Origin of the sequence: Pseudomonas sp. St316, assembly GCF_018325905.1 — a bacterium.
In the GTDB taxonomy this organism is placed as follows: domain Bacteria; phylum Pseudomonadota; class Gammaproteobacteria; order Pseudomonadales; family Pseudomonadaceae; genus Aquipseudomonas.
In genome coordinates this window covers 2,551,479-2,575,227 of sequence record NZ_AP021901.1, presented here as the reverse complement: position 1 = coordinate 2,575,227, position 23,749 = coordinate 2,551,479, and the positions used below count along the sequence as shown (strand labels likewise).

Annotated in this window: 24 protein-coding genes; 14 read left to right on the top strand and 10 right to left on the bottom strand. The window is 61.1% G+C overall.

What is annotated here, in order from left to right:
* Window positions 1–142 precede the first annotated feature (142 nt).
* The gene (locus tag KI237_RS11695; protein ID WP_212799927.1) at window positions 143–493 is read right to left on the bottom strand and encodes a hypothetical protein; all 351 of its coding nucleotides are present in this window, start codon (window positions 491–493) and stop codon (window positions 143–145) included.
* A gap of 142 nt (window positions 494–635) precedes the next feature.
* Here KI237_RS11695 and KI237_RS11690 point away from each other — a divergent pair, with 142 nt between their 5' ends.
* From KI237_RS11690 to KI237_RS11655, 8 genes are all read left to right on the top strand, one after another.
* Window positions 636–896, top strand: a complete 261-nt coding sequence (locus tag KI237_RS11690; protein WP_014337702.1) for a hypothetical protein — start codon at window positions 636–638, stop codon at window positions 894–896.
* A 2-nt stretch (window positions 897–898) separates the two neighbouring features.
* Window positions 899–1,234: a DUF6388 family protein gene (locus KI237_RS11685; protein ID WP_212799926.1), complete on the top strand. Its 336-nt coding sequence runs from the start codon at window positions 899–901 to the stop codon at window positions 1,232–1,234.
* 248 nt (window positions 1,235–1,482) lie between these two features.
* On the top strand, window positions 1,483–1,875 hold the full coding sequence (gene tusD / locus KI237_RS11680; protein WP_212800589.1) for a sulfurtransferase complex subunit TusD: 393 nt from the start codon (window positions 1,483–1,485) through the stop codon (window positions 1,873–1,875).
* Window positions 1,875–2,237, top strand: a complete 363-nt coding sequence (tusC, locus tag KI237_RS11675) for a sulfurtransferase complex subunit TusC (protein ID WP_212799925.1) — start codon at window positions 1,875–1,877, stop codon at window positions 2,235–2,237. Before tusD ends, tusC begins: the two co-directional genes overlap by 1 nt.
* On the top strand, window positions 2,237–2,530 hold the full coding sequence (gene tusB / locus KI237_RS11670; protein ID WP_109755536.1) for a sulfurtransferase complex subunit TusB: 294 nt from the start codon (window positions 2,237–2,239) through the stop codon (window positions 2,528–2,530). The genes tusC and tusB overlap by 1 nt, the downstream gene beginning before the upstream one ends.
* Window positions 2,527–2,862: a TusE/DsrC/DsvC family sulfur relay protein gene (locus tag KI237_RS11665; RefSeq protein ID WP_212799924.1), complete on the top strand. Its 336-nt coding sequence runs from the start codon at window positions 2,527–2,529 to the stop codon at window positions 2,860–2,862. The genes tusB and KI237_RS11665 overlap by 4 nt, the downstream gene beginning before the upstream one ends.
* A complete protein-coding gene (locus tag KI237_RS11660) occupies window positions 2,859–3,860 on the top strand; it encodes a glycosyl transferase family protein (RefSeq protein WP_212799923.1) in 1,002 nt (333 codons plus the stop codon). The genes KI237_RS11665 and KI237_RS11660 overlap by 4 nt, the downstream gene beginning before the upstream one ends.
* Window positions 3,861–3,947: 87 nt before the next feature.
* Window positions 3,948–4,952 carry a glutathione S-transferase family protein gene (locus KI237_RS11655; RefSeq protein ID WP_212799922.1) on the top strand — a complete coding sequence of 335 codons (1,005 nt, stop codon included), beginning with the start codon at window positions 3,948–3,950 and terminating at the stop codon, window positions 4,950–4,952.
* A 121-nt stretch (window positions 4,953–5,073) separates the two neighbouring features.
* Here the strand turns inward: KI237_RS11655 and cysG are convergent, their stop codons facing one another.
* The 6 genes from cysG to KI237_RS11625 all read right to left on the bottom strand — a co-directional run bounded on the left by cysG (window position 5,074) and on the right by KI237_RS11625 (window position 12,751).
* Window positions 5,074–6,468, bottom strand: a complete 1,395-nt coding sequence (gene cysG, locus KI237_RS11650) for a siroheme synthase CysG (RefSeq protein WP_212799921.1) — start codon at window positions 6,466–6,468, stop codon at window positions 5,074–5,076.
* Complete coding sequence (gene serS / locus KI237_RS11645) at window positions 6,469–7,749, bottom strand: serine--tRNA ligase (RefSeq protein WP_212799920.1); 1,281 nt, start codon at window positions 7,747–7,749, stop codon at window positions 6,469–6,471. It lies immediately after the preceding gene.
* Between the two features lie 13 nt (window positions 7,750–7,762).
* Complete coding sequence (gene crcB, locus KI237_RS11640) at window positions 7,763–8,140, bottom strand: fluoride efflux transporter CrcB (protein ID WP_212799919.1); 378 nt, start codon at window positions 8,138–8,140, stop codon at window positions 7,763–7,765.
* Entirely contained in the window at window positions 8,137–9,462 is a 1,326-nt protein-coding gene (locus KI237_RS11635; protein WP_212799918.1) for a replication-associated recombination protein A, read from the bottom strand. Before KI237_RS11635 ends, crcB begins: the two co-directional genes overlap by 4 nt.
* A gap of 202 nt (window positions 9,463–9,664) precedes the next feature.
* Entirely contained in the window at window positions 9,665–10,288 is a 624-nt protein-coding gene (gene lolA / locus KI237_RS11630; protein WP_003203330.1) for an outer membrane lipoprotein periplasmic chaperone LolA, read from the bottom strand.
* A 57-nt stretch (window positions 10,289–10,345) separates the two neighbouring features.
* A complete protein-coding gene (locus KI237_RS11625) occupies window positions 10,346–12,751 on the bottom strand; it encodes a DNA translocase FtsK (protein ID WP_212799917.1) in 2,406 nt (801 codons plus the stop codon).
* Between the two features lie 308 nt (window positions 12,752–13,059).
* Here KI237_RS11625 and trxB point away from each other — a divergent pair, with 308 nt between their 5' ends.
* From trxB to infA, 4 genes are all read left to right on the top strand, one after another.
* Entirely contained in the window at window positions 13,060–14,019 is a 960-nt protein-coding gene (gene trxB / locus KI237_RS11620; RefSeq protein WP_212799916.1) for a thioredoxin-disulfide reductase, read from the top strand.
* Window positions 14,020–14,115: 96 nt separating this feature from the next.
* Window positions 14,116–14,796: a leucyl/phenylalanyl-tRNA--protein transferase gene (gene aat, locus KI237_RS11615; RefSeq protein WP_212799915.1), complete on the top strand. Its 681-nt coding sequence runs from the start codon at window positions 14,116–14,118 to the stop codon at window positions 14,794–14,796.
* Window positions 14,797–14,853: 57 nt separating this feature from the next.
* Window positions 14,854–15,561 carry an arginyltransferase gene (locus KI237_RS11610; protein WP_212799914.1) on the top strand — a complete coding sequence of 236 codons (708 nt, stop codon included), beginning with the start codon at window positions 14,854–14,856 and terminating at the stop codon, window positions 15,559–15,561.
* Between the two features lie 122 nt (window positions 15,562–15,683).
* Window positions 15,684–15,902, top strand: coding sequence for a translation initiation factor IF-1 (gene infA, locus KI237_RS11605; protein ID WP_002553999.1), 219 nt, complete (start codon window positions 15,684–15,686; stop codon window positions 15,900–15,902).
* A 248-nt stretch (window positions 15,903–16,150) separates the two neighbouring features.
* Here infA and clpA read toward each other — a convergent pair whose 3' ends face one another.
* Both clpA and clpS read right to left on the bottom strand, forming a co-directional pair.
* Entirely contained in the window at window positions 16,151–18,421 is a 2,271-nt protein-coding gene (gene clpA / locus KI237_RS11600; RefSeq protein WP_003203340.1) for an ATP-dependent Clp protease ATP-binding subunit ClpA, read from the bottom strand.
* 29 nt (window positions 18,422–18,450) lie between these two features.
* The gene (gene clpS / locus KI237_RS11595; protein ID WP_003180089.1) at window positions 18,451–18,813 is read right to left on the bottom strand and encodes an ATP-dependent Clp protease adapter ClpS; all 363 of its coding nucleotides are present in this window, start codon (window positions 18,811–18,813) and stop codon (window positions 18,451–18,453) included.
* Window positions 18,814–19,039: 226 nt separating this feature from the next.
* On the opposite strand from clpS, the gene KI237_RS11590 reads away from it, so the two are divergent.
* Complete coding sequence (locus tag KI237_RS11590; protein WP_249410724.1) at window positions 19,040–19,309, top strand: cold shock domain-containing protein; 270 nt, start codon at window positions 19,040–19,042, stop codon at window positions 19,307–19,309.
* A gap of 79 nt (window positions 19,310–19,388) precedes the next feature.
* On the opposite strand, the gene icd is transcribed toward KI237_RS11590, so the two are convergent.
* Window positions 19,389–20,645, bottom strand: a complete 1,257-nt coding sequence (gene icd / locus KI237_RS11585) for an NADP-dependent isocitrate dehydrogenase (RefSeq protein ID WP_018609234.1) — start codon at window positions 20,643–20,645, stop codon at window positions 19,389–19,391.
* A 482-nt stretch (window positions 20,646–21,127) separates the two neighbouring features.
* On the opposite strand from icd, the gene KI237_RS11580 reads away from it, so the two are divergent.
* A complete protein-coding gene (locus tag KI237_RS11580; RefSeq protein WP_212799913.1) occupies window positions 21,128–23,353 on the top strand; it encodes an NADP-dependent isocitrate dehydrogenase in 2,226 nt (741 codons plus the stop codon).
* The last annotated feature ends 396 nt before the right edge of the window (window positions 23,354–23,749 follow it).

The window sequence follows — 23,749 nt, the reverse complement described above, 5'->3', positions numbered from 1 at the left end:
AACATTTCTGTCGCCTGCCCCACCGCCATCGCGAGCAAGCTCGCTCCCACAGGGGACTTGCGGTGGTTGACCCTTTTTCGGCCGCGCCGGACCTGTGTGGGAGCGAGCCTGCTCGCGATGGCAGGCACCTCGGTCTATCGGCTCAAAGACAGGTCGCTAGCGCCGCCAACCGGCGCTTGGCCACGAAGTCGTCATGCTTGGCGTAATAACTCAACTCGGTGCCCGTGGCACCGGCATGCAAATCGACAAACACTTCGGCAGAGCGGGTGTAGACCGTCGAGCCACCCTTCTTGCCCGGTTGCAGGTAGGCGCCAGCATCGACACCGAACACCGCTTCGTCCTGCCAGGAAAACTGCACGCACTGGGCCACGACCTGCTCGGGTTTGTCCGAGGTCAGGGTCTTGTAAGGGGCCTGGGTCCGGGCCTCGTTCATCGCCGAACCCGCGCAGCCGGCCAGCAAGGTTGCGGCCAGGGCCACGGTCAACATTCGCATTGCGTTCACTCATCAAGAAAAAAAACGGACTGTAGCACTGCGGCCCAGGCCTTCGTGCTGCTTTACTGAAATTTACACGGGACATCGGCCTGCGATTCGCGCACCCTGTCGCGCCATTGCCACCAGCCACGCGGAACGCCCCATGACCCCCAACGCCGAATTCTACAAACCCACCGCCGAATACGCCGACAAACTGATCAGCCAGATCGGCCAGACACCGTCCTGGATCGCCAAGCGCATCGGCGTCACCGACAAGCGGATTCGCTACATCCTCGACGGCGAACGCACCGTCAAGGGCGAAACCACGCCGATCCAGATGACCTACACCGAACAGTTCGCCCTCGAATGCCTGGCGGCTGCGGCCAAGGCCAGCAAGAAGCAGTCTGCATCCCCCAAGGAGTGACCATGGCGGCAACCGAACAGCAACACGAACGAGCCCTGGAAAAATTTCTCGATGAACGCCCCGAGCTGCGCGTCGAGTTGGACCACCTCAACCCGCTGCTGGCCCAGGCCAAGGGCGAGACCGCCGCGCAGTACCGCGCCGAGCGGTTGCATGAAGCCTTCGAAGCCGAGGCCGAGCGCCTGGGCCTGTTTGCCTGGGAACTGACCCTGCAACTGACCGCCGCCTCGCCCCAGGACTACCAGGCCCAGCGCCTGGAAGTGCACAAGGAAGTGGCGGAGATGGCGGGGATGGACTGGGCGGAGTATTGCGAGCTGCACGGCCTCAAAAGCCAAAGCTGAGCACTTTCCCTGTGGCCTGTAGGAGCTGTCGAGCGAAGCGAGGCTGCGATCTTTTGATCTTTCGCTTGAGACTCAATTGCATTCGGAAAGATCGCAGCCTCGCTTCGCTCGGCAGCTCCTACAACGCAATCGAGCAGGAGCATTCTTTAAATGCCCTTGAACCAAACAGGTCTCGCCCCCTTCCCTGCCAATCGCCCCACCGCCCATAAAGCATTATCATGGCCGCAGTTTTGCTGATCGGGTCTGTCATGAAGTTCGCCATCGCGCTATTTTCCGCCGCCCATGCGCCCTCCTCGCGCCGTGCCTTGCTGTTTGCCCAGGCGGCGCTGGCGGGCGGGCATGAGATCGTGCGGTTGTTTTTCTATCAGGACGGCGTCTATAACGCCTGCGCCAGTGTCGTCACGCCCCAGGACGAGCAGGACCTGCCCCAGCAGTGGAGCGCGTTTGTCAGCGACAACCGGCTCGACGGCGTGGTCTGCATCGCGGCGGCATTGCGCCGTGGGGTATTGAACGAAGAAGAAGCCCAGCGCTACCAGCGTTCGGCGGCCAGTGTCGAAGCGCCCTGGGCCTTGTCCGGGCTGGGCCAGTTGCACGATGCGATCCAGGACGCCGACCGCTTGATCTGTTTTGGAGGCGCGTGATGGCCAAGTCTTTATTGCTCATCAGCCGCCAGGCCCCATGGTCCGGCCCCGGCGCCCGTGAAGCGCTGGACATCGTCCTGGCCGGCGGTGCGTTCGACCTGCCCATCGGCCTGCTGTTTCTCGACGACGGGGTGTTCCAGCTCACGGCCGGCCAAAACGCCAAGGCTGTCCAGCAAAAGGACCTGAGTGCCAACCTGCAGGCGTTGCCGATGTTCGGCGTCGAGGACCTGTTCCTCTGCGCCGACAGCGCCGCCGAACGTGGTATCGCCACTGACACCCTGGCGCTGGGCGAGGTGAAAACACTGACCGGACCGCAAATCGCCGCGCTCATTGACCGTTACGACCAGGTGATCACCCTCTGATGTCGACTTTGCATGTGTTGTCTCATTCGCCCTTCGGCGATAACCGCCTCGCCAGTTGCCTGCGGCTATTGGGCAATCAGGATGCGCTGCTGCTGTGCGGTGACGCGACGTACGCGTTGCAACCGGGCAGCCCACCGTTTGAAGTGCTGCAGGCCGCTGGCGTAAACCTGTTCGTGCTCGCCGAAGACCTCCAGGCCCGCGCCCTGGATACGCCAGACTGGGCCGAAGCCATCAACTACTCAGGTTTCGTCGAGCTGTCGATCGAGCACGACAAGGTCAACACCTGGTTATGAAGACGCTGAACGTGGGCGACCGCGCCATCGCGCTGGACAAGGACGGCTACCTGGCCGACCTTGACGACTGGTCGGCCGAGGTCGCCACGGCCCTGGCAACCGCCGAAGACATCGAGCTGGGCCCCGAACACTGGGAGATCCTCGAACTGCTGCGCGGCTTCTATGACCAATTCCAGCTCTCCCCCGCAACCCGGCCGCTGATCAAGTACACGGCACTGAAACTGGGCGCGGACAAAGGCAACAGCCTGCACCTGAACCGATTGTTCAAAGGCACTCCCGCCAAACTCGCCGCCAAGCTGGCGGGCCTGCCCAAACCGACGAATTGCTTATGACCGACTTTCCTTCGCTGACCCTTGAGACCCCGGCCGAACACCCGTTCGCCCAGTTCGTGCGCATCCTTGGCAAAGGCAAGCGCGGCGCCCGCAACCTGACCCGCGAAGAAGCCCGCGAAGCCATGGGCCTGGTGCTCGACGAAAAGGTCGAGGACACCCAACTGGGCGCCTTCCTGATGCTGCTGCGACACAAGGAAGAAAGTGCCGAGGAGATGGCCGGTTTCACCGAGGCCCTGCGTGAACGCCTGGTGGTCCCGGCGCTGACGGTGGACCTCGACTGGCCGACCTATGCCGGCAAGAAGCGTCATTTGCCGTGGTACCTGCTGGCGGCCAAGTGCCTTGGGCAGAACGGCGTGCGGATTTTCATGCACGGCGGTGGCGCTCACACGGCAGGTCGGCTCTACACCGAACAATTGCTGGGCTTGTTGCAGATCCCGCTGTGCCGGGATTGGCAACAGGTCGGCAGTGCGCTGGACAACGGCGGCCTGGCCTTCATGCCGCTGGTGGACTGGGCGCCGCAAATGCAGCGGATGATCGACCTGCGCAATACCCTGGGCCTGCGCTCGCCGATCCACTCCTTGGCACGCATCCTCAACCCGTTGGCCGCCCGTTGCGGCTTGCAAAGCATCTTCCACCCGGGCTATCAGGCGGTGCATCGCGATGCCAGCGGCTTGCTCGGTGATACCGCCATCGTCATCAAGGGTGACGGCGGCGAGATCGAGATCAACCCGGACGCCGACAGCCATTTGTACGGCACAACGGGTGGCGCCAGTTGGGACGAAGAATGGCCGCGACTGGCCGAGCAGCGCCACGTCAAACCGGAAAACCTCGATCCCGAGCACTTGAAGGCGATCTGGCGCGGTGACGTCGAAGACAGCTACCCGCAACTGGCGCTGATCGCGACCATGGCCCTGGCCTTGCGCGGCCTGGGCCTGGCTCGCGAAGAAGCGTTCGACAAAGCCCGGCAGTATTGGGATGCCCGGGATCGTTCGATTTAATCGATCATTAGCCCGCAACCTTTGCGCTTTTAGTTCGAACCTATCGGAATAGACTCGTCTCCAACGTTTATTGGCAAGGAGATCGAGATGGGTTTGTTAGTCGAAGGCCGCTGGCAGGATCAGTGGTATGAAAGCAAGGACGGCACCTTCCAGCGCGAACAGGCGCAACGCCGTCACTGGGTGACCGCCGACGGCAGCGCGGGCCCTTCCGGTGAGAGCGGCTTTGCCGCCGAGGCCGGGCGCTACCATTTGTATGTCTCCCTGGCCTGTCCCTGGGCGCACCGCACGTTGATCTTGCGCAAGCTCAAGGGCCTGGAAGACCTGATCGACGTCTCGGTGGTCAGCTACCTGATGCTGGAAAACGGCTGGACCTTCGACAGGGCCCACGGCTCCACTGGCGACAAACTCGACAACTTGAGCTTCCTGCACCAGCGCTACACCGCCGACACAGCGCACTACACCGGCCGCGTCACCGTGCCGGCGCTGTGGGACAAACGCCAACAGCGCATCGTCAACAACGAATCGGCGGAAATCATCCGCATGTTCAACAGCGCCTTCGACGGCTTGACCGGCAACGACCTGGACCTGTATCCCGAGCCCTTGCGCCACGAGATCGACGCCTTGAACGAGCGGATCTACCCGGCGGTGAACAACGGCGTCTATCGTGCCGGATTCGCCACGACCCAAGCGGCGTATGAAGAAGCCTTCGACCGGCTATTTGCCGAACTGGATTGGCTGGAGGCGTTACTGGCAACCCGCCGCTACCTGGCTGGCGAATACCTGACCGAGGCCGATATCCGCCTGTTCACCACGCTCATCCGCTTCGACGCGGTGTACTTCGGCCACTTCAAATGCAACCTGCGGCGCATCGCCGATTATCCAAACCTGTCGAACTGGCTGCGGGAGTTGTACCAGTGGCCAGGCATTGCCGAGACGGTGGATTTCACCCACATCCAGGGCCATTACTACGGCAGCCACAAGACCATCAACCCCAATGGGATCGTGCCCAAGGGGCCGAAGCAGGATTTCACCGGGGCCCATGATCGGCAACGGTTGAGTGGGAAAGGGATTTGGCGTAGGACTAGGGATTGATCCTGAGTTTTCGCTGTATTTGAGGGCCTCATCGCGAGCAAGCTCGCTCCCACACAGGACTGTATTCAAACAGGGTCCACTGTGAGAGCGAGCTTGCTCGCGATTGGGGCAAACTCGGTCTTCAGACCTGCCCCTGAGCCCCTTCAAACCACGCCAGTTTCTCGCGCAGCTGCACCACTTCCCCAACGATCACCAGGGTCGGCGCATGCACTTCGTGCTCGGCCACCAGCCGTGGCAAGTCCGCCAAAGTGCCAGTAAAGACCCGCTGGTTGGACGTCGTGCCCTGCTGGATCAACGCCGCTGGCGTATCCGCCGCACGGCCGTGCTTGATCAGCTCGTTGCAGATCATCGGCAAGCCGACCAAACCCATGTAGAACACCAGCGTCTGGCCCGGGGACACCAGGTCAGCCCACGGCAAGTCGCTGGTGCCGTCCTTGAGATGGCCGGTGATGAACCGCACCGACTGAGCGTAGTCACGATGGGTCAGTGGGATCCCGGCGTACGCCGCACAGCCACTGGCGGCGGTGATGCCCGGAACCACCTGGAACGGGATGCCGTGGGCCGCCAGTTCTTCAATCTCTTCACCACCACGACCGAAAATGAACGGATCACCGCCCTTCAACCGCACCACGCGCTTGCCCTGTAGGGCCAGGTCCACCAATTGCTGGTTGATCTGCTCCTGGGGCACGGCGTGTTCGGAGCGGCGCTTGCCGACGTAGATGCGCTCGGCGTCGCGCCGGCACAGCTCCAGGATTGCCGGCGCCACCAAGCGGTCATACAGCACCACGTCGGCCTGCTGCATCAAGCGCAAGGCACGGAAGGTCAGCAGGTCCGGATCACCCGGCCCCGCCCCCACCAGATAGACTTCTCCCGACGCGTTAGGCGCCTGGCCATTGATCTTTTCCCGCAACAGGCGCTCGGCTTCGGCACCCTGCCCGGCCAACTGACGGTCGGCGATGGGACCCTGGAAAACGTCTTCCCAGAACGCCCGACGTTGCTGCACATCGGGAAACAAGCCTTTGACCTGGCTGCGAAAACGCGCCGCCAGCCCGGCCAGTTGCCCGTAGGTCGACGGAATCCAGGTTTCCAGCTTGGCCCGGATCAGGCGCGCCAGCACCGGCGCGTCGCCGCCGCTGGACACCGCGATCACCAGGGGTGAGCGGTCGACAATCGCTGGGAAGATCACGCTGCACAGGGCCGGCGCGTCCACCACGTTGACCGGTACGCAACGCTTATGAGCGTCTGCCGAAACCTGGGCATTGAGCGGTTCGTCGTCGGTGGCGGCGATGACCAAAGCGCAGCCGTCCAGGTCCGCTTCAACGTAACCACGCAAGATGCATTCACCGCCGCTGCCACTGACCAGTTCCCGCAACTGCGGTTCGATGTCCGGTGCGACCACCCGCAGTAACGCGCCGGCATCGGCCAGCAGGCGGGACTTGCGCAAGGCAATCTCCCCGCCGCCGACCACCAGCACGCGGCTGCCGCGCAGGTTGTGGAACAGTGGCAAATAGTCCATTTAGCCGATGACCTCGATGCCGCCCATGTAGGGCTTCAACACTTCAGGCACGCGGATCGAACCGTCAGCCTGCTGGTAGTTTTCCAGCACGGCCACCAGGGTGCGACCCACCGCCAGGCCGGAGCCATTGAGGGTGTGGACCAGTTCCGGCTTGCCGGTTTCCGGGTTGCGGAAACGCGCTTGCATGCGGCGGGCCTGGAAGTCGCCGCAGTTGGAGCACGAGGAAATCTCGCGGTACTTGTCCTGGCTCGGGATCCAGACTTCCAGGTCGTAGGTCTTGACCGCACTGAAGCCCATGTCACCGGTACACAGCGCCAGGGTGCGATACGGCAGCTCCAGCAGTTGCAGGACCTTCTCCGCGTTGGCGGTCAGGCTTTCCAGCGCCTCCATGGACTTCGAAGGCTCGACGACCTGCACCATCTCGACTTTGTCGAACTGGTGCTGGCGGATCATGCCACGGGTGTCACGGCCCGACGCCCCGGCTTCACTGCGGAAGCACGGCGTGTGGGCAACGAACTTGATCGGCAGTTGCTTGGCGTCGACGATCTCACCAGCGACGATGTTGGTCAGCGACACTTCGGCGGTCGGGATCAGGTAAAGGTCGGCCTCGCCGTCGCGGCTGATCTTGAACAGATCTTCCTCGAACTTCGGCAACTGGCCGGTGCCTTGCAGGGCCGGGGCCTGGACCAGGTAAGGCGTGTAGGCTTCTTCGTAGCCATGCTCGGTGACGTGCAGGTTGATCATGAACTGCGCCAGGGCACGATGCAGACGGGCAATCGGCCCGCGCAGCAAGGCGAAACGGGCGCCCGACAGCTTGGCGGCGGTTTCGAAGTCCAGCCAGCCGAACTTCTCGCCCAGGGCCACGTGGTCCTGCACCGGGAAATCAAAGGCTTTCGGCGTGCCCCAGCGACGCACTTCGACGTTGCCTTCTTCGTCTTCACCGACCGGTACCGATTCGTGCGGCAGGTTGGGGATGCCCAGCAGGATCGAATCCAGTTCGGTCTGGATCGCGTCCAACTCGACCTTGCCAGCGCTCAATTCGCCCGCCATGCGCTCGACATCAGCCATCAGCGGCGCGATGTCTTCACCGCGCTGCTTGGCCTGGCCGATGGACTTGGAGCGCGCGTTACGTTCAGCCTGCAGGGCTTCGGTGCGGGTCTGGACGGTCTTGCGCTGTTCTTCCAGCGCTTCGATGCGCGCGACGTCCAGGGCAAAGCCACGGGAAGCCAGGCGGTCCGCTACGTCCTGAAGGTTGCTACGTAACAGTTTGGAATCGAGCATGTCGGTCTCTCGTTTAGATAAGTTTGGTCAGGGACAGGCCGGCCCAGGTGGCGAGCAGCCCGCCGAATACGCTGGCAGCCGCATAGCCGAGGGCCAGCGGCACCTGCCCGCTTTCCAGCAGGCGCACCGTATCCAGTGAAAAGGATGAAAAGGTCGTCAGGCCGCCGAGGAAGCCGACGATGAGCCCGGCGCGCACTTCGACAGGCACCTCCGGGCGAATCAAAAACAGGCCGTACAAGACGCCGATCAGCAGACAGCCCACGATATTAACGGCCAGCGTCGCGCTATAGAAGTACCGCGGCCAATTTGCACTGACCCAGTTGCTGGCGGCGAAACGCGCCAGGGTGCCGGCAATGCCGCCAGCGGAGACTGCAAGTATCAGGGGGATCACAGTTTTCTCCGCTGCCGTGGACTCAAGCGGTCCAGTTGCGCCAAGTGGTTAAGCTTCTCGCCAATCTTCAGCTCCAGGCCGCGGGGCACCGGCTGATAGAACCTTTGGGGGTCGAGTTCGTCGGGAAAATAATCTTCACCGGCGGCATAGGCGTCCGGTTCGTCATGGGCATAACGGTATTCTTCGCCATAGCCCAATTGCTTCATGAGCTTGGTCGGCGCGTTGCGCAGGTGCAGCGGCACTTCGAGAGAACCGTGCTCGGTGGCACTGCGCATCGCCGCCTTGAAGCCCATGTACACGGCGTTGCTTTTCGGCGCGCAGGCCAGGTAGGTAATGGCCTGCGCCACGGCGAGCTCGCCTTCCGGGCTGCCGAGGCGTTCCTGCACATCCCACGCCGCCAGGCACAGGCTCAGGGCCCGCGGGTCGGCGTTGCCGATGTCTTCGCTGGCCATGCGCACCACCCGTCGCGCCAGGTACAGCGGATCGCAACCGCCGTCGATCATGCGCGCAAACCAGTACAAGGCGGCGTCGGGGTTGGAGCCACGGATGGACTTGTGCAGCGCCGAAATCTGGTCGTAGAACGCTTCACCGCCCTTGTCAAAGCGCCGGCGGGTATCGCCCAGCAGGCTTTGCAGCAACTCGACGTCGATCTCGCTATCGTCTTCGGCCAGGTCCGAGGCGTTTTCCAGCAGGTTGAGCAAGCGCCGACCATCGCCATCAGCGGCCGAAAACAGGATCTGGAAGCCTTCATCGCTGAGGCTCAAATGCCGCTTGCCCAGGCCGCGCTCCTCGGTCAGCGCGCGATGCACCAGCTTGCGCATCGCCGCCTCGTCGAGGCTCTTGAGCACATAAACCCGCGCCCGGGACAGCAAAGCGTTATTGAGTTCGAACGAGGGGTTTTCGGTGGTGGCACCGATGAAAATCAGCGTGCCGTCTTCGACGTAGGGCAGGAACGCGTCCTGCTGGGACTTGTTGAACCGGTGCACTTCGTCGACGAACAGGATCGTGCGCTTGCCGTATTGCCCGGCCTGCTGCTTGGCCACTTCCACCGCCTGGCGGATCTCCTTGACCCCGGCCAGCACCGCCGACACCGTTTCGAAATGGGCGTCCGAGACTTCCGCCAGCAGTCGCGCCAGGGTGGTCTTGCCCACGCCCGGCGGGCCCCAGAAGATCATCGAGTGCAACGCACCCTGCTCCAAGGCCTCGCGCAGAGGCTTGCCGCGGGCGAGTACATGCTCCTGGCCGACGTACTCATCCAGGTTGGTCGCACGCAGGCGGGCGGCCAATGGCTGGGCAATCGGGGCGCTTCGAAACAGGTCCATGATTACTTACAAAACCTCCGCTGGGTCCTGTTGCCGATCGTCTCTGCCAGAGCAGATCCGTGGAAACAGGTTTGTGGGAGCAGACCTGTGGGAGCAAGGCTTGCCCGCGATACAGACACCTCGGTGCATCTGGTAGACCGAGGCGATGCAATCGCGGGCAAGCCTTGCTCCCACAGGCCATTTTCCCACAGGGCTTACCGGGTTATTCCTGGATCACATCGGCACCCTTGGGGATGTCGAACTTGAACTTGGACGCGGCGATCGGCTCGTTGGCCTTGACCCCAGTGAACAGGATATTGGTGCGCTGGCCGACACTGTCGATCAGCTGCATGTCGTTGACCAGGCCGTTACGGAACGACAGGCGCAGGCTGTCGAACAGGCTGTCCTTGGTCTTGGGCTTGAGGGTGAAGTCAATCACGCCACCGGCCTCCTTGGAGGTGATCTCGAAGCTCTGGCTGATCTCGGAAATGTCACCGGAGAGCAGCAGTGCCGGGGTCTGGGTCAGGCGCTGGTCGAGGGTCTTGATGGTCACCTGCTCCAGGTCCGGGTCCCACAGGGAGACTTTCTTGCCGTCGGAGACCATCAGTTGCTCGGCTGGCGCATCGGTGTGCCAGTAGAACAGGCCTGGACGCTGCAGGGCCATGTCGCCAGCGGTTTCCTGCAACTGGGTACCACTGCCATCGAGGGTCAACTGGGAGAAACGTGCCGTCAGGGTCTGCGAGCCTCCCAGCAATTGGGTCAGGCGAGCCACGTCCTTTTCGCCGGCGTGGGCCGACAAAGTAGACAAGGCCAGTACGGGCAACAGCAACATGCGAATCAGGCGCATGGGAGTCCTCATGAAGTCGTGGGGGTCGAGCGGCGTGTCAGCAGGCCGCCCGGGTCGTTAGTCGCGCATCGGGCCCGGCGCCAGTACTTCGCGCGAGCCGTTGGTGTTCATGGCCGTCACCACCCCGGCCATTTCCATGGCTTCGATCATGCGGGCGGCGCGGTTGTAGCCAATCTTCAGCTTGCGCTGAACGGCAGAAATCGAGGCCCGGCGGCTTTCCAGGACGAACTGCACCGCTTCGTCGTAGAGCGCATCGGTTTCAGCATCGTCGTCACCGCCGCCACTGCCGCCCTCGAAACCGCTGCCGGCTTCTTCGACACCGTTGAGGATGTCGTCGTTGTACTCAGGAGCGCCACGCAGTTTCCAGGCCTCCACCACGCGGTGCACTTCGTCGTCGGAGACGAACGCGCCATGCACACGAATCGGCAGGCTAGTGCCCGGCGGCATGTAGAGCATGTCACCGTGGCCAAGCAGTTGCTCGGCGCCGCCCTGGTCGATGATGGTCCGCGAGTCGATCTTGCTCGACACCTGGAACGCCATGCGGGTCGGGATGTTGGCCTTGATCAGGCCGGTGATCACGTCCACCGACGGCCGCTGTGTGGCGAGGATCAGGTGGATACCGGCCGCACGGGCCTTCTGGGCAATACGGGCGATCAGTTCTTCGACCTTCTTGCCGACGATCATCATCATGTCGGCGAATTCGTCCACCACCACCACGATGGTCGGCAGCTTGTGCAGCAGCGGTGCTTCGTCGTGGATATTTTCGCGGTGATACAGCGGGTCGCTCAACGGCGTGCCGGCCTCTTCGGCTTCCTTGACCTTGGCGTTGAAGCCGGACAGGTTACGCACGCCCATCTTCGCCATCAGCTTGTAGCGGCGCTCCATCTCGGCGACGCTCCAGCGCAAGGCGTTGGCGGCGTCCTTCATGTCGGTGACCACCGGGCAGAGCAGGTGCGGGATGCCTTCGTAGATCGACAGCTCGAGCATTTTCGGGTCGATCATGATCAACTTGGCGTCTTCCGGGCCGGACTTGAACAGAATCGACAGGATCATTGCGTTCACCCCCACCGACTTACCGGAACCGGTGGTACCGGCCACCAGCAGGTGGGGCATTTTCGCCAAGTCAGTGATGACCGGCTTGCCGCCGATGTCGTGGCCCAGGGCCAGGGTGACAGGCGACTTGTGGTTGTCGTACTCAGGCGTGGACAGCACTTCGGAGAAGCGCACGATCTGCCGGTCTTCGTTGGGAATCTCGATGCCCACGGTGGTCTTGCCGGGAATCACTTCCACCACCCGCACGCTGGTCACGGCCAGGGAGCGCGCCAGGTCCTTGGCAAGGTTGGAGATGCGGCTGACCTTCACACCGGCGGCCGGCTGGATTTCGTAGCGGGTGATGACCGGGCCCGGGTGGATCGAGTCCACCGACACCTCGACCCCGAACTCCTTGAGCTTGATCTCCAGCAAGTGACCGACGGCCGCCAGGGATTCGGGGGAATAGTTGAGCTGTTTCTTTTCAGCCGGGTCCAGGATCGAGATCGGCGGCAAGGTGCCTTCCACCGCGCTGTCGACGAACAGCGGCGCCTGTTTCTCTTTCTGCACGCGCTTGCTTTGCTCCGGTGCCTTGGCCGGGGCCATGGTGATGACCGGCGGCACCTGCTTCTCGCGATCGGACATGTGCTTGCTCAACGCCTGCTCACGCTCGATCAAGCGTTCCTTGACCTTGGCCTGCTCGCGCTTGTCCGGCGTCGTAGGGGCTACCACGTCGTGGACACGGTCGTCGACTTCACGCAGTTGCGCCACCAGTTGCTTGCGCTCGGTGCGCGCCGCCCACCAGCGGTTCATGGCGCCCTGGATCAGTTCGATCAGGTCGAGGGTGATCTTGCCGGTGACGTCCATGACCTTGAACCATGACAGGTCGGTGAACACCGTGAGGCCGAACAGGAACAGTGCGATAAACAGCAGCGTGCTGCCCTGGATGTTCAGGCCGTTCCTGGCCAGGTCGCCGAGGCTTTCCCCCAGCGCCCCGCCCGCCCCGGCCGGCAAGCCGGTGGGCGCGTGGAAATGGATATGGGCCAGCGCAGCCCCCGACAACACCAGGAACACCAGGCCGATCAGGCGCCAGGAGAACAGCCAGCCGCTCCACTGCCAGGGCTCGTGGCGCTGGCGGAAGATCTGGTAGGCCTTGATCGCCAGCAGCAGTGGGAAGATGTAGGCAAAATAACCCAGCACCATGAACAGGATGTCGGCGCTGTAGGAACCGGCCGGACCGCCGAAATTCTGCACGTCGTCGATCTTGCTGTTATGGCTCCAGCCCGGATCGTCCTTGCCGTAGGTCAGCAGGGCCATCATCAGGAACAGGCACAGGGCACCGATGGCGATCAACGCACCTTCCTTGAGCCGGTAGTGCAATTGCTGGCGCCAGAGCGGAACGACTGGTTTAGGTGCTGCGGTGGATTTCTTCAAAACGCTTCTTTTCCTGCGCCAACGGCGCGTCCATCTGTTGAATGACTATAAAAAACTGCCCATGACGAGCAGGTAAAAAAGTGAATGTGCACAACCGGTACTACTTTTACCACTGTGAGGTGCATCCAGAAAACCGCAGCTGTGGCCGAAGAGTTTGATCTTTAGCCCATCCTGCGTTCAAAACTCAAGCATTGTACGGGTTTGTCAGCGTCAAGGCATTGCCTGACAGCATAGCCGGATACAAGGTGCGCACGCGCTAATTGGACCATGCATTCTCTTTTGTGACAAAGGCTTATGAGGTGTTTTTTATGAGCGAAGTGAAGCATTCACGCCTGATCATTCTCGGTTCCGGCCCTGCCGGGTACAGCGCCGCCGTCTATGCCGCCCGCGCCAACCTCAAACCGGTTGTCATTACCGGGCTGCAGGCCGGTGGCCAGCTCACCACCACCGTGGAAGTCGATAACTGGCCCGGCGATGTCGAAGGCCTGACGGGCCCGGTATTGATGGAGCGCATGCAACGGCACGCCGAGCGCTTCGACACGCAGATCGTCTACGACCATGTCCACACCGCCAAGTTGCAACAGCGCCCGTTCGAATTGATCGGCGACAGCGGCACCTACACCTGCGATGCACTGATCATTGCCACTGGCGCTTCGGCCCAGTACCTAGGCCTGCCATCGGAGGAAACCTTCGCCGGCAAAGGGGTTAGCGCGTGTGCGACCTGCGACGGCTTTTTCTATCGCAACCAGGTGGTGGCCGTGGTCGGCGGCGGCAATACCGCAGTGGAGGAAGCCCTGTACCTGTCGAACATCGCCAAAGAAGTGCACCTGATCCACCGTCGCGACAAGCTGCGTTCAGAGAAAATCCTGCAGGACAAACTCTTCGAAAAGGCCGCCAGCGGCAATATCAAGCTGCATTGGAACCAGAACCTGGATGAAGTCCTGGGCGACGCCAGCGGCGTGACTGGCGCGCGCCTGCGCCACAGCGAGACCGGCGAAACCAGCACCCTGTCCCTGGCCGGCGTATTCATTGCCATCGGCCATAAACCCAATACCGAACTGTTCCAGGGCCAGTTGAAGATGCGTGACGGCTACCTGCTCGTACACGGCGGCAGCGAAGGCAACGCCACCGCGACCGATATCGCAGGCGTGTTCGCCGCCGGCGATGTAGCCGACCACGTCTATCGCCAGGCAATTACCTCCGCCGGCGCCGGCTGCATGGCCGCACTCGACGCAGAGAAGTATCTCGATGACATCCCTGCCGCTTGACGGTTAACCTTGGGGCGGATGCGCACCTGTGGCGAGGGGACTCATCCCCTCGCCACAGAACATGTCCACCCTCCCCTTCTTCAAGATCGGATAACGATGCTGACCTGGTTACAACGCAACACCTTCGAGTTCCCGCCACTGGCAAAAGCCATGCGCGACCCCAACGGGTTATTGGCCGCCGGCGGCGATCTCTCCGCCGACAGGCTGATCCAGGCCTATCGCCATGGTTGCTTCCCATGGTTTTCCGAGGGGCAGCCGATCCTCTGGTGGTCGCCGGACCCGCGCACGGTACTGTTTCCCGACGAACTGCACATATCCCGCAGCCTGGGCAAACTGCTGCGCAAGCAGCGCTATGAAGTGACGTTCGATCGGGATTTTGCGGCGGTCATCCAGGCGTGCGCCGCGCCACGGGACTATACCGAGGGCACCTGGATCACCGACGCCATGCAAACCGCTTATCTGGAACTGCACCGACGCGGCTTTGCCCATTCGGTGGAAGTGTGGGACCAAGGGGCGTTGGTGGGCGGCCTGTATGGCTTGGCCATGGGCCAGCTGTTTTTTGGCGAGTCCATGTTCAGCCGGGCCGACAATGCGTCGAAATTCGGCTTCGCCACCCTGGTCCAGCACCTCAAGGCCGCCGGTTTCGTACTGATCGACTGCCAGATGCCCACCGAACACCTGCACAGCCTGGGCGCCCGCTCGATTCCACGGACTGAGTTTGCTGGTTATCTAAAGGCGCATCTGGACCAACCCAATCAGGCAACATGGGTTTGCTGAGCGACATTCGCGCTCCTGGCTTACAATTAAATTCAAAGCTTATCCCGAGGGTCGATCATGACCGAGTTGGCGCGTTTGAAGTTCTATGCCACTCAGCCCCACTCTTGCAGTTATCTGCCCGAGGAGCAGGCGACGACGCTGTTCCTCGACCCTAGCCAGCCCATGGATGTGCATGTCTACGCAGACCTGTCGGAAATGGGCTTCCGTCGTAGCGGCGACCACCTCTATCGGCCCCACTGCCAACACTGCAACGCCTGCGTCCCGGCGCGCATCCCTGTCGCGCAATTTTTGCCCAATCGCCAACAGAAACGTATTTTCAAGCGCAACGCCGACCTTCAGGTCCGCCCGGTCAAGCCGCAGTTCACCGAAGAATATTTCGACCTGTACCAGCGCTACATCGAACAACGCCATGCCGATGGCGACATGTACCCGCCCAGCCGGGATCAATTCTCGACCTTCCTGGTGCGTGACCTGCCGTTTTCCCGTTTCTATGAGTTCCGGCTGGACGGACGGCTGGTCGCCATCGCCGTTACGGACCTGCTGCCCAACGGCCTTTCGGCGGTGTACACCTTCTACGAGCCAAACGAAGAACGGCGCAGCCTGGGGCGGTTTGCCATCCTCTGGCAAATCAACGAAGCACGTCGCCTTGCGCTGGAAGCGGTGTACCTGGGCTACTGGATCAAGAACTGCAAGAAAATGAACTACAAGACCCAATATCGCCCCATTGAACTGCTGATTAACCAGCGGTGGGTTGTCCTGAGTTAGATCCCTTCGGCTTAAAAACTAGAACCTCTTGGCTTGCCCCCCCTTTTTCGGGCACAATGCACGCCGCTTTTGCCTGGCGCAGTTGCACCGGGCCATTCACTGGATACCGAGGGCTTTACTGCATGTCGAAAGAAGACAGCTTCGAAATGGAAGGCACTGTCGTCGACACCCTGCCCAACACCATGTTTCGTGTGGAGTTGGAAAATGGGCACGTCGTAACCGCGCATATCTCCGGCAAGATGCGCAAGAACTACATTCGTATTCTTACCGGTGACAAAGTGCGCGTCGAGCTGACGCCCTATGACTTGAGCAAAGGGCGCATCACTTACCGCGCTCGCTAACAAGTCAATACAAAACGCCCGGCTGATGCCGGGCGTTTTTGTTTGCCTGCGATTTGCCTCACTCTTCCGAAACACACAGCCCCCCCCCCTGTGGGAGCGAGCTTGCTCGCGATGGCGTCAGCACATTCAGCATTGATACAGCTGACCCACCGCTATCGCGAGCAAGCTCGCTCCCACAGGGGATTGGCGTGAGCCTTAAATAGCAAAAAGGCGCCTTTCGGCGCCTTTTGCTGTGTTGCAACGAACGGTCAGGCCATTTCGGCCGTGGTTTCGAAGTCGAAGGTCAGTTCGCCGTCCTTGATGTCGATGTGCACCACACCGCCATGTTCGGCCAGCTCGCCAAAGAGGATTTCCTCGGCCAGCGGACGCTTGATCTTGTCCTGGATCAGGCGTGCCATTGGTCGTGCCCCCATCGTTACATCGTAACCACCTTCGGCCAGCCAGCTGCGAGCCGCATCGGTGACTTCCAGCAGCACACGCTTGTCTTCGAGCTGCGCCTGAAGTTCGGTAAGGAACTTGTCCACCACGCTCTTGATGACCTCATGGCTGAGGCGACCAAACTGGATAATGGTGTCCAGGCGGTTGCGGAATTCAGGCGTGAAGCTCTTTTTGATCACTTCCATCGCATCGGACGAATGGTCCTGATGGGTGAAACCGATCGAAGCGCGAGCTGCGGTTTCGGCACCGGCGTTCGTGGTCATGATGATGATCACGTTGCGGAAGTCCGCCTTGCGCCCGTTGTTATCGGTGAGCGTACCGTGGTCCATGACCTGCAGGAGCAAGTTGAAGACTTCCGGATGCGCCTTCTCGATTTCATCGAGCAACAATACGCAGTGTGGCTGCTTGGTGATGGCTTCGGTCAGCAGGCCGCCCTGGTCGAAACCGACATAGCCTGGAGGTGCACCGATCAGACGCGATACGGTGTGGCGCTCCATGTACTCGGACATGTCGAAGCGAACCAGCTCGATACCCATTGCCTTGGCCAGTTGCCGCGCGGCCTCGGTCTTGCCGACACCGGTCGGACCGGCGAACAGGAACGAACCCACTGGCTTGTCCGGCGACTTGAGACCGGCGCGGGACAGCTTGATGGCGGTCGACAGCGAGTCGATGGCCGCATCCTGACCGAACACCGTGAGCTTGAGGTCACGCTCCAGGTTACGCAGCAACTCCTTGTCGGAACTGGTGACGTGCTTAGGCGGAATACGCGCGATTTTCGCCACGATGTCCTCGACCTGAGGCACTTCGATGCGCTTGACGCGTTTCTCCACAGGTTGCAGGCGCTGGTAGGCACCCGCCTCGTCGATGACGTCGATGGCCTTGTCCGGCATGTGCCGGTCGTTGATGTAGCGCGAGGCCAGTTCAGCCGCCGCGCGCAGGGCTTCATCGCTGTACTCGATGTTGTGGTGCAGCTCGAAACGCCCTTTCAGGCCGCGCAGAATGCCAATGGTGTCTTCCACCGAAGGCTCCGACACATCGACCTTCTGGAAGCGTCGGGCCAGGGCACGGTCTTTCTCGAAGATCCCGCGAAATTCCTGGAACGTGGTCGAACCGATGCAACGGATATCACCCGAGGACAGCAACGGCTTGAGCAGGTTCGACGCATCCATGACCCCACCCGACGCCGCCCCGGCACCAATAATGGTGTGGATTTCGTCGATGAACAGGATCGCTTGCGGACGTTTCTTCAACTCGCCGAGCAACGCCTTGAAGCGTTTCTCGAAATCGCCGCGGTACTTGGTACCGGCCAGCAAGGCACCCAGGTCGAGGGAGTACACCACGCTGTTGGCCAGCAGGTCCGGCACTTGATTGTCGACGATGCGTTTGGCCAAGCCTTCGGCAATCGCCGTCTTGCCCACACCCGCCTCGCCCACCAGCAATGGGTTGTTCTTGCGACGCCGAGCCAGGATCTGTGCGACACGCTCGACTTCCGCCTCGCGCCCGACCAATGGGTCGATACGTCCCTGGCGCGCCAGTTCGTTCAGGTTGCTGGCATAGGCATCCAATGGGTTGCCTGAAGAAGAAGACTCACCGCCCTCGTCGTCCTGCATATCCTGCTCACCCTCGGAATGATCGCCGTGCCCCGGCACCTTGGAGATGCCATGGGCGATGTAGTTGACGACATCGATACGCGCAACGCTCTGCTGCTTGAGCAGGAACACCGCCTGGCTTTCCTGCTCGCTGAAGATGGCAACCAGCACGTTGGCGCCGGTGACTTCACGCTTGCCCGAGCTCTGTACATGGAAGACAGCACGCTGCAGTACACGCTGGAAGCCCAGGGTTGGCTGGGTTTCCCGATCCTCGTCATGAACGGGGATCAGTGGCGTGGTGGAGTCGATGAACTCCTGCAGATCATGCTTGAGTTTATCGAGGTTCGCGCCGCAGGCACGCAAAACGGTGGCGGCAGCCTCGTTATCCAATAGGGCCAGCAGCAGGTGTTCGACGGTCATGAATTCATGACGCTTCGAACGAGCCTCCTTGAAGGCAAGATTGAGGGTGACTTCGAGCTCGCGGTTTAACATAGCTTCACCTCATACCCAAGTGGTCGGCGTTAACCGTCCTTCTCGATTTCACAGAGTAGCGGATGCTGGCTTTCCCGGGCGTACTGGTTGACCTGCATGGCCTTCGTCTCGGCGATGTCGCGGGTAAACACTCCACATACTGCCCGTCCCTCTGTATGGACGGCCAGCATGACCTTGGTCGCCAGCTCCCGATTCAGGTTAAAAAACACCTCGAGCACTTCGACGACGAAATCCATCGGTGTGTAGTCATCGTTGAACAAAACCACCTTGTACATCGGTGGCGCCTGTAGTGCAGGCTTTGCTTCCTGAACAGCAATGCCTGCGGAATCGTCGTCGTGTAGATCCGGGCGATCCTGATTGAATGTTAGTCGAATCTGGCTGACTGCATGCATGGAAAGAAAGGTTCGTTTAGTTGGCGAATACAGTGATGGGGGCGCGTGTGGGCGATTTCAACCACGACCACCCGGCCACCTTGACTATCGGCAAAACGGTGTTACAACCAATAGAGCCCATCGCGGGTTAAAAAGGTCCGTGGAATCTATCCTTACTTCAAGATTAGCCTGCGGATGGACTGGATGATACTCCAGTGATGGAGTCCGTTGCAGAGGGAAATGGGTTATGTCGGTCGTCAAGATGAATGGCAAGGTGAAATGGTTCAACAATGCCAAGGGCTACGGTTTCATTATCGCGGCCGGCAGGGATGATGAAGACCTTTTCGCCCACTACTCGGCCATCAACATGGAAGGCTATAAAACCCTGAAGGCCGGACAGCCTGTGACGTTCGACGTCATCCAGGGACCCAAGGGCCTGCACGCGGTCAACATCAGGCTAGTCACCGCCGAAGAGACACCCGCCCCTGTCAATGTCAGGGTCACCGAGACCCACTGACCGGCGGTCGCCGCCCATGCAAATGAAAATGCCCGGCTCGATCACTCGAACCGGGCATTCGCGCTGAGCGCCGATTCGCTTACATGTGCGAGATCAGGGCATCACCGAAGCCCGAGGACGACACCAGCTTGGCGCCCTCCATCAGACGTTCGAAGTCATAGGTCACGGTCTTGGCCGAAATCGCGCCGTTGGTGCCCTTGATGATCAGGTCGGCCGCTTCGGTCCACCCCATGTGGCGCAGCATCATTTCCGCCGACAGGATCAGCGAGCCCGGGTTGACCTGGTCCTTGCCGGCATACTTGGGCGCGGTACCGTGGGTGGCTTCGAACATCGCCACGGTGTCGGACAGGTTGGCGCCTGGCGCAATACCGATACCACCCACTTCCGCCGCCAGGGCGTCGGACAGGTAGTCACCGTTCAGGTTCAGGGTCGCGATCACGTCATATTCCGCCGGACGCAGCAGGATTTGCTGCAACATAGCGTCGGCGATGGCGTCCTTGACGACAACATTCTTGCCAGTCTTCGGGTTCTTGAACTGCATCCACGGCCCGCCGTCGAGCAGGGTCGCGCCGAACTCCTCGGCCGCCACTTCGTAGGCCCATTCCTTGAAGGCACCTTCGGTGAACTTCATGATGTTGCCTTTATGCACGATGGTCAGCGAATCGCGATCGTTGTCGACAACATATTGCAAGGCCTTGCGCGCCAGGCGCTGGGTGCCCTGCTTGGAAACCGGCTTGACGCCGATGCCGCAGTCCTCGTCGAAACGGATCTTGGTCACGCCCATTTCTTCTTTCAGGAACTTGATGACCTTGGTGGCTTCGGCCGAACCGGCCTTCCACTCGATGCCAGCGTAGATGTCCTCGGAGTTCTCGCGAAAGATCGTCATGTCCACGTCGCCAGGCTTCTTGACCGGGCTTGGCACGCCTTCGAACCAGCGCACCGGACGCAGGCACACGTACAGGTCGAGCTGCTGGCGCAGGGCGACGTTCAGCGAACGGATACCACCGCCCACCGGCGTGGTCAGCGGGCCCTTGATGGAAACCACGTAATCCTTGACCGCATCCAGGGTTTCCTGGGGCAGCCAGGTGTCCTGGTCGTAGACTTGAGTCGCCTTCTCGCCGGCATAGACTTCCATCCAGGAAATCTTGCGCTTGCCGCCATAGGCCTTCTGAACCGCAGCGTCCACAACCTTGATCATGACCGGACTGATATCGACGCCAATGCCGTCGCCTTCGATGAAGGGGATGATCGGGTTGTCGGGAACATTAAGAGAATGGTCTGCATTGACGGTGATTTTGTCACCGACGGCTGGAACCTGAATCTTTTGATACCCCATGCTGAACTCCATTGCTTGGATTGAACATCTGGCTGCGTTCGAGCGTACCCCACTTGAATCGGCGCGCAAACCCTACGTTAGGCCCATCCGGGGCAAAGCGTTGCAGTTCGCGGTGTACAACCCTGAAAACCAAGGGAAAAGCGCCAAACATGAGCATAGCCTGCTCCCTGGGTAGTGCGACGTTTAGACCAATGGACGTGTACGGAAGTCCATGAACCATCGGCAGATTGCCAGCTACCTATGTATAATGCCGCCGCTGACCACAGGGTCACGCTGGCTGAGCGCTCTATCACAGGACTTTTCGCCAGTTTAAAAGCCGGACCGTTACCGCGGCCCAACCGCTTGACGCTCGACTGATGCACCCAACATCACCGCGAAGAAACCTCGACATTCGGTTCACGGATGACTTTGAACGAACGCGCTTACCCGGCGCCCCTCGAGTTTCTGCGCATGCTTTAGCAAAGAAGAGAGTTAATCCGAATATGCCCACCCGCTCGAAGATCATCTATACCTTCACCGACGAAGCCCCCGCCCTCGCCACCTATTCGCTGCTGCCGATCGTCGAAGCCTTTACCGCTTCGGCCGATATCGCCGTGGAAACCCGCGATATCTCCCTCGCAGGGCGCATCCTGGCCAGCTTCCCCGAGCAACTGGGTGACAAAGCCGTAGCCGACCACCTCGCCGAACTGGGCGACCTGGCCGTTACGCCGGAAGCCAACATCATCAAGCTGCCGAACATCAGCGCCTCGGTGCCGCAACTGCAGGCCGCGATCAAGGAATTGCAGGCCCAGGGCTACGCGCTGCCGGACTACCCGGAGACCGTGACCAGCGACGCCGACAAAGACGCGCGCGCCCGCTACGACAAGATCAAGGGCAGTGCCGTGAACCCGGTCCTGCGCGAAGGCAACTCCGACCGTCGCGCGCCGCTGTCGGTCAAGAACTACGCACGCAAGCACCCACACAAAATGGGCGCCTGGGCAGCTGACTCCAAGTCCCACGTGGCTCACATGAGCACCGGCGATTTCTACGGCAGCGAAAAAGCCGCCCTGATCGACGCCGCCGGCAGCGTGAAAATCGAGCTGATCGCCCAGGACGGCACTGCCACTGTCCTGAAGGAAAAAACCACCGTACAAGCCGGTGAGATCCTCGACTGCGCCGTGCTGAGCAAGAACGCCCTGCGCGACTTCATCGCCGCCGAAATCGAAGACGCCAAGCAAAAAGGCGTCCTGTTGTCGGTTCACCTCAAGGCCACCATGATGAAGGTCTCCGACCCGATCATGTTCGGCCAGATCGTTGCCGAGTTCTATAAAGACGCCCTGGCCAAGCACGCCCAAGTGCTGGAGCAGATCGGCTTCAACCTGAACAACGGCATCGGCGACCTGTACGCTCGCATCAAGGCCCTGCCGGCCGAGCAGCAGGCGCAGATCGAAGCCGACATCCAGGCGGTCTACGCAGCGCGCCCATCCCTGGCGATGGTCAACTCCGACAAAGGCATCACCAACCTGCACGTGCCGAGCGACGTCATCGTCGACGCCTCGATGCCGGCCATGATCCGTGACTCCGGCAAAATGTGGGGCACCGACGGCCAGTTGCACGACACCAAGGCCGTGATCCCGGATCGCTGCTACGCCACCATCTACCAGGCGGTGATCGAAGACTGCAAGCAACACGGCGCCTTCGACCCAACCACCATGGGCAGCGTGCCAAACGTTGGCCTGATGGCCAAGAAAGCCGAAGAGTACGGTTCCCACGACAAGACCTTCCAGATCAAGGTCGACGGCGTGGTCCGTGTTTCGGACAGCAACGGTCGCACCCTGCTGGAGCAGAACGTCGAGGCTGGCGACATCTTCCGCATGTGCCAGACCAAAGACGCGCCGATCCAGGACTGGGTCAAACTGGCCGTCAACCGCGCCCGCGCCAGCAGCACCCCGGCGATCTTCTGGCTGGACCCTATGCGCGCCCATGACGGCGTCGTGATCGAGAAAGTCCAGACGTACCTGAAGGACTACGACACTGCCGGCCTGGACATCCGCATCATGTCGCCGGTCGACGCGATGAAGTTCACCCTGGCCCGCACCCGCGAAGGCAAGGACACCATCTCGGTGACCGGCAACGTGCTGCGCGACTACCTGACCGACCTGTTCCCGATCATGGAACTGGGCACCAGCGCCAAGATGCTGTCGATCGTGCCGCTGATGAACGGCGGCGGCCTGTTCGAAACCGGCGCTGGCGGCTCGGCCCCCAAGCACGTTCAGCAGTTGCTGGAAGAAAACTTCCTGCGCTGGGATTCCCTGGGCGAGTTCCTGGCCCTGGCCGCGTCCTTGGAACACCTGGGCGTGACCTACAACAACCCTAAGGCACTGGTGCTGGCCAAGACCCTGGACCAGGCTACCGGTGAGTTCCTGGACCGTAACAAATCGCCTTCGCGCAAGGTCGGCGGCATCGACAACCGCGGCAGCCACTTCTACCTGACCCTGTTCTGGGCCCAGGCACTGGCCGCCCAGGACGACGACGCAGCCCTCAAGGCTCAGTTCGCTTCCCTGGCCAAGACATTGACCGACAACGAAGAAAAAATCGTTGCCGAGCTCAATGCAGTCCAAGGCAAGCCCGTGGATATTGGCGGTTACTACTTCGCCAATCCGCAGCTGACCAGCAAGGCCATGCGTCCGAGCGCAACCTTCAACGCGGCGATTGCTGCGCTGGTGTAAGGTTGAAAGGAAGCATTCACCGCCCCCCTGTCGGACGGTGTAAACCCAGCCATCTTCCGGCTGGTTAAACAATGCCCGTATCGCAAGATACGGGCATTTTTGTGCGCGGCATCCTGAGTCGAAAGCGCTGGCGGCGCCGGGAGGTTGCTTGACAGCATCAGGTGACAGCCTAGGCTTAAGAACATCGTTCTAAGTACGCCCTCTTCACTGAAGGCGCATGAAGTAAACCATAAGCGTTGAAAGCCACGGCATGATCCAAATCCCACCTTTCAACTTTTCTGGATGCGGGATGTCTCGGCAAGAGAACGAGAGAGAGAGTTAGATCGGGCGCCATTCTGAAAACTGGAATGGCTTACCGCCGTATCAACCTCAAGTAGAGCGAAACCAGGTTGCTGA

Excerpts from the sequence above, each read along its gene's own strand:
- KI237_RS11695 (WP_212799927.1), bottom strand. The coding sequence starts at position 493 with ATGCGAATGTTGACCGTGGCCCTGGCCGCAACCTTGCTGGCCGGCTGC.
- KI237_RS11690 (WP_014337702.1), top strand. The coding sequence starts at position 636 with ATGACCCCCAACGCCGAATTCTACAAACCCACCGCCGAATACGCCGAC.
- KI237_RS11685 (WP_212799926.1), top strand. The coding sequence starts at position 899 with ATGGCGGCAACCGAACAGCAACACGAACGAGCCCTGGAAAAATTTCTC.
- tusD (WP_212800589.1), top strand. The coding sequence starts at position 1,483 with ATGAAGTTCGCCATCGCGCTATTTTCCGCCGCCCATGCGCCCTCCTCG.
- tusC (WP_212799925.1), top strand. The coding sequence starts at position 1,875 with ATGGCCAAGTCTTTATTGCTCATCAGCCGCCAGGCCCCATGGTCCGGC.
- tusB (WP_109755536.1), top strand. The coding sequence starts at position 2,237 with ATGTCGACTTTGCATGTGTTGTCTCATTCGCCCTTCGGCGATAACCGC.
- KI237_RS11665 (WP_212799924.1), top strand. The coding sequence starts at position 2,527 with ATGAAGACGCTGAACGTGGGCGACCGCGCCATCGCGCTGGACAAGGAC.
- KI237_RS11660 (WP_212799923.1), top strand. The coding sequence starts at position 2,859 with ATGACCGACTTTCCTTCGCTGACCCTTGAGACCCCGGCCGAACACCCG.
- KI237_RS11655 (WP_212799922.1), top strand. The coding sequence starts at position 3,948 with ATGGGTTTGTTAGTCGAAGGCCGCTGGCAGGATCAGTGGTATGAAAGC.
- cysG (WP_212799921.1), bottom strand. The coding sequence starts at position 6,468 with ATGGACTATTTGCCACTGTTCCACAACCTGCGCGGCAGCCGCGTGCTG.
- serS (WP_212799920.1), bottom strand. The coding sequence starts at position 7,749 with ATGCTCGATTCCAAACTGTTACGTAGCAACCTTCAGGACGTAGCGGAC.
- KI237_RS11635 (WP_212799918.1), bottom strand. The coding sequence starts at position 9,462 with ATGGACCTGTTTCGAAGCGCCCCGATTGCCCAGCCATTGGCCGCCCGC.
- lolA (WP_003203330.1), bottom strand. The coding sequence starts at position 10,288 with ATGCGCCTGATTCGCATGTTGCTGTTGCCCGTACTGGCCTTGTCTACT.
- trxB (WP_212799916.1), top strand. The coding sequence starts at position 13,060 with ATGAGCGAAGTGAAGCATTCACGCCTGATCATTCTCGGTTCCGGCCCT.
- aat (WP_212799915.1), top strand. The coding sequence starts at position 14,116 with ATGCTGACCTGGTTACAACGCAACACCTTCGAGTTCCCGCCACTGGCA.
- KI237_RS11610 (WP_212799914.1), top strand. The coding sequence starts at position 14,854 with ATGACCGAGTTGGCGCGTTTGAAGTTCTATGCCACTCAGCCCCACTCT.
- infA (WP_002553999.1), top strand. The coding sequence starts at position 15,684 with ATGTCGAAAGAAGACAGCTTCGAAATGGAAGGCACTGTCGTCGACACC.
- clpA (WP_003203340.1), bottom strand. The coding sequence starts at position 18,421 with ATGTTAAACCGCGAGCTCGAAGTCACCCTCAATCTTGCCTTCAAGGAG.
- clpS (WP_003180089.1), bottom strand. The coding sequence starts at position 18,813 with ATGCATGCAGTCAGCCAGATTCGACTAACATTCAATCAGGATCGCCCG.
- KI237_RS11590 (WP_249410724.1), top strand. The coding sequence starts at position 19,040 with ATGTCGGTCGTCAAGATGAATGGCAAGGTGAAATGGTTCAACAATGCC.
- icd (WP_018609234.1), bottom strand. The coding sequence starts at position 20,645 with ATGGGGTATCAAAAGATTCAGGTTCCAGCCGTCGGTGACAAAATCACC.
- KI237_RS11580 (WP_212799913.1), top strand. The coding sequence starts at position 21,128 with ATGCCCACCCGCTCGAAGATCATCTATACCTTCACCGACGAAGCCCCC.